This is a genomic window from Candidatus Streptomyces philanthi (assembly GCF_059553635.1).
Genome location: NZ_JCANQV010000380.1, coordinates 1 through 4,594 on the forward strand (window position 1 = coordinate 1; position 4,594 = coordinate 4,594).

4 protein-coding genes are annotated in these 4,594 nt (G+C 71.7%); 2 read left to right on the forward strand and 2 right to left on the reverse strand.

Annotated features, from left to right (window positions below):
• A partial coding sequence (locus tag AC51EU_RS27280) for a methyltransferase domain-containing protein (RefSeq protein WP_496269751.1) occupies nt 1-532 on the forward strand: 532 nt, incomplete at its 5' end.
• A 124-nt stretch (nt 533-656) separates the two neighbouring features.
• On the opposite strand, the gene AC51EU_RS27285 is transcribed toward AC51EU_RS27280, so the two are convergent.
• The gene (locus AC51EU_RS27285) at nt 657-2,069 is read right to left on the reverse strand and encodes a M1 family metallopeptidase (protein WP_496269752.1); all 1,413 of its coding nucleotides are present in this window, start codon (nt 2,067-2,069) and stop codon (nt 657-659) included.
• 332 nt (nt 2,070-2,401) lie between these two features.
• Here AC51EU_RS27285 and proC point away from each other — a divergent pair, with 332 nt between their 5' ends.
• Nucleotides 2,402-3,211: a pyrroline-5-carboxylate reductase gene (gene proC, locus AC51EU_RS27290; RefSeq protein ID WP_496269753.1), complete on the forward strand. Its 810-nt coding sequence runs from the start codon at nt 2,402-2,404 to the stop codon at nt 3,209-3,211.
• 68 nt (nt 3,212-3,279) lie between these two features.
• Here proC and trpS read toward each other — a convergent pair whose 3' ends face one another.
• Entirely contained in the window at nt 3,280-4,284 is a 1,005-nt protein-coding gene (trpS, locus tag AC51EU_RS27295) for a tryptophan--tRNA ligase (RefSeq protein WP_496269754.1), read from the reverse strand.
• Nucleotides 4,285-4,594: the final 310 nt, after the last annotated feature.

The following is a 4,594-nucleotide window of genomic DNA, read 5'->3' on the forward strand; positions in this document are numbered from 1 at the left end:
CGAACTGCGCGCCACGCACCCCGGCGTACCCCTGGTCCGCGCGCTCGGCGACGCCCTGCCGTTCCGCGACACCGCGGGCTTCGCCTTCGTCTGCTACGCGCAGTCCTGGCACTGGACGGAGCCCGCCCGCTCGGTCCCGGAGGCCCTGCGCGTGCTGCGGCCCGGGGGCGCGCTCGCCCTGTGGTGGAACGTCCCCGACCCGGACGTCGCCTGGGCGGCGGAGCAGGAGGCCCGCCTCGCCCGCGCGCTCCCCGGCTACCACGCCCCCGGCATCGCCCCGGAGAGCCCCGGCATCCTCCGCGCGCTCCGCCTCGGCCTGCGCCCGCTCACCCACCGCCTGCGCTGGACCCGCACGGTCTCCCTGGACACCCACCTCGCCATGCTCGGCAGCCGCTCCTACCTCGCCGTCCTGGACCCGGAGGCCGCCGCCTCCGTTCTGGCCGCCGAGCGCGCCGCCGTTCTGGAGGAGTTCCCCGACGGCATCGTGGAGGAGCCGTACGCCCTCGACCTGACGGTGGCGCTCCGCCCGTAACGAGCGGGCGCCCACGCGGGCGCCCGCACAAGTGGGCCACCCACGCACCGCACGCCCGGCGCCCGAAAACGCCGAGGGGCGCACGCCTCACGCGTGCGCCCCTCGGCATTCGTCCCGGTGCTCCTCAGTACTCCCAGCCCGGGTGCCCCTCGCCGTACAGCCAGTCGTCGAAGAGGTCGGTCAGGTCCTCGTCCGTCCGTTCCTGGCAGAACTTGATGAAGTCCTTCGAGGTGGCGTTGCCGAAGCGGTGCTCGGCGGGCCACTCCTTGAGGATGCGGAAGAACGTCGGGTCGCCGACGGCCTTGCGCAGCTGGTGGACGACCATCGCGCCACGGTCGTAGACCGGCGTGGCGGTCACGTTCTCCGGCCCGCCCGGGTCGCCCGGCGGGAACTCCCAGTGATCGGCGTCCTCGTCCGCCTCCGACAGCTCGTCGAACCGCTGCTGCGGCGTACGGCCGCCCTCGTGCTCCTCCCACAGCCACTCGGTGTAGGTCGCGAACCCCTCGCTGAGCCAGGTGTCCTTCCACGTCTTCGGCGTCACCGAGTTGCCGAACCACTGGTGCGCGGTCTCGTGCACCACGGTCGAGGTGTCCGGCGCACCGGCGTAGATCGGCTTGGTCTGCGACTCCAGCGCGCCCCAGTCGACACGCTCCGGCGTGTGGTCGACCACCGCGCCCGCCGAGGAGAACGGGTACGGGCCGAACAGCTTGCTCTCCCACCGGATGATCTCCGGCAGCCGCTTCAGCGGCTTCTCGCTGGCCGCGGCCTCCTTCTTGGCGACGGCGAAGTACAGCGGCAGCCCCTCGGGCGTACGGGACGTCGTGACGGCGAACTTGCCGATGGTGGCGGTGGCCAGGTAGCTCGCCATCGGGTCGCTGTTGTGCCAGTCGAAGGTGGTCCGCCCCTTGGCGGTCTTCTGCTCGCGCAGCTCCCCGTTGGCGATGCCCGTGTAGCCCTCGGGAACGGTGATCCGTATGTCGTACGCGGCCTTGTCACCGGGGTGGTTGTTCCCCGGGAACCACGTCATCGACCCGGCCGGCTGACCGGCCACGAACGCGCCGCCGCCCTCCGTCGGGACCCAGCCCTCCGTCGACCCGTCGACGTCGGTCATCTCCTCCGGCGTACCGCTGTAGTCGACGGTCGTACGGAAGGTCTTGCCCTCCTTGAGCGTGGCGGCGGGCCGGACGGTGAGCTTGTGGCCCTTGCGCGAGAACGAGGCGTCCGCGCCGTCGACGCGCACACCGGTGACCTTCAGCCCCTGGAGGTCGAGCTGGAACGAGCGAAGGTCCTCGTCGGCGCGCGCGGTGATCTCGGCGGTCGCCTTCAGATGCTTCTTCGGGACGTCGTAGTCGAGGTCGAGGCCGTAGTGGCTGACGTCGTAGCCGCCGTTGCCGAGCTTCGGGAAGAGCGGATCGCCCACCCCGCTCGCACCGTCCTTCCCGTCGACCGCTGTGGCAGCGGGCGTGCAAGAGGACAGCAGCAGGGCAACGGACAGGGCGGCGGTCGCACCGCAGTAGCGGAGGGGCCGACGGTTCACTGAGCTGACTCCTGGAGTGAGGACGGGGGCGCCCGGGAAAGAAGTACGGGGCGCGTACGGCATCCGGTGGCCTCCGGCCTCCGGGTACGGCGGCCGCTCTGCGGCGACCGGGCGTATCTGATGAGCAAATGTATGTGCGAATGGTCGATGATCGATAGGTTCTGGTCGGTTTTGCGTCATTTGTCACGTCGGTGAAGAACGCCCCCGAGGACGCCCGTACGACCGCCCCGCGGCCCGCCGTCCCGCCCCTCGGAACGCCCGGCCCCTCCCGCGCCCGGAGTGCGAGGATGGCCGCGTACCGACCAGGCCCCCTCGGCGAGGTGAACCGCAGCATGACCCAGAAGGTCGCCGTCCTCGGCACCGGAAAAATCGGCGAAGCCCTGCTCAGTGGCATGATCCGCGGCGGCTGGTCGCCCTCCGAGCTCCTGGTCACCGCCCGCCGCCCCGAACGCGCCGAGGACCTGCGCGCCCGCTACGGCGTCGAAGCGGTCGGCAACGCGGAGGCCGCCAAAGCCGCCGACACCTTGATCCTCACCGTCAAGCCGCAGGACATGGGCACCCTCCTGGACGAGCTCGGACCGCACGTACCCGCCGACCGCCTGGTCATCAGCGGCGCGGCCGGCATCCCGACCTCCTTCGTCGAGCAGCGGCTCGCCGCCGGCACGCCCGTCGTCAGGGTCATGACGAACACCCCCGCCCTGGTCGACGAGGCGATGTCCGTCATCTCCGCCGGCACCCACGCCACCGACGACCACCTCACCCGCGCCGAGGAGATCTTCTCCGGCGTCGGCAAGACCCTGCGCGTACCGGAGTCCCAGCAGGACGCCGCCACCGCCCTCTCCGGCTCCGGCCCCGCGTACTTCTACTTCCTCGTCGAGGCCATGACCGACGCCGGCATCCTGCTCGGCCTGCCCCGCGACAAGGCCCATGAGCTGATCGTCCAGGCCGCCGTCGGCGCCGCCGTGATGCTCCGCGACAGCGGTGAGCACCCGGTCACCCTCCGCGAGAACGTCACCTCCCCGGCCGGCACCACCATCAGCGCCCTCCGCGAACTGGAGAACCACGGCGTCCGCGCCGCCCTGATCGCGGCCCTGGAAGCGGCCCGCGACCGCAGCCGCGAACTGGCCTCCGGCAACGGCTGACGACCGGGGCACACGAGGCTTTCGTACCGTTCCCGGCGCCACCCCCGTGGCGCCGGGAACCGTCCTCCTCACTCCGCCGGCATCAACCCCACCGCCCGGTACGCCGCGTCCACCCGCGGCCGCGCCATCTCCCGTGCCCGCGCGGCCCCGGCCCGCAGGACCCCGTCGACGTACCCGGGGTCGGCGGCCAGCTCCGCATGCCGCTCCCGCACCGGACGCAACATCTCCACCACCGCCTCCGCCGTGTCCTTCTTCAGCGCCCCGTACGAGTCGTACGTCTCGGCCAGCCGCTGGGGCTCCTCACCGGTACAGGCCGCCAGCACGTCCAGCAGATTCGCCACCCCCGGACGCTCCTCCCGGTCGTACACCACGTCCCGGCGCCCGTCCGTCACCGCGCGCAGCACCTTGCGCCGCACCACCTCCGCGTCGTCCAGCAGATGCACTGTTCCCGAGGTCCGCTCATGCGACTTGCCCATCTTCGACGTGGGCTCCTGGAGATCCATCACCCGCGCCGCCACCCGCGGATGCGTCGCCCTGGGCACCACGAACACCGGCCCGTACCGCTGGTTGAACCGCACCGCCAGGTCCCGCGTCAGCTCCAGGTGCTGCGCCTGGTCCTCCCCGACCGGCACCTCGTCCGTCCCGTACGCCAGGATGTCCGCGGCCATCAGCGCGGGATACGTCAGCAGCGACAGCCGCACGCTGCCGCCCCGGGCCTGCTCGCGCCCGGCCTTCTCCTTGTACTGGATCATCCGGCGCATCTCGCCGTCCGACGCCGTGCACTCCATCAGGTACGAAAGCCGCGCGTGCTCGTCCACATGACTCTGCACGAACAGCGTGCAGCGCTCCGGATCGAGCCCCACCGCCAGCAGCAGCGTGGCGGCCTGGCGGCTCAGCCTTCGCACCCGCGCCGGATCGTGGTCCACGGTCAGCGCGTGCAGATCCACCACGCAGAACAACGCGTCCGCGCGGTGCTGGTCCTCCTGTGCCCAGCGGCGCAACGCCCCAAGGTAGTTCCCCAGCGTCAGATGCCCGGTCGGCTTCACGCCGCTGAAGATCCGTGTCCTCGCCATCTCGTCCTCACTCCCGTCCTGCGGTGGTGAGCCCTCCGTGTGCCCTGCGGGCCGGATGGGCTCCCTGTCTGTCGGGACCGCCGGTCGTCCTCGCCGGCCGGCTACGGGATGGAGATACGCGAACGGCCGCCGAGGCGGCGGCCGTGATCGTGCATGCGCTGGTGGTCGGCCGCCGTCAGGCGGGCCACCACTGCTGTACGAGTGCGTGCTGTCGCACGCGCGCATGCGTCGTCATGGCGGCAAACTACCCCACCGATCGGCGCAGGGCGCGCGTTTGATGCATCACACCCCCTCGTGTAGGGTTCCCCGA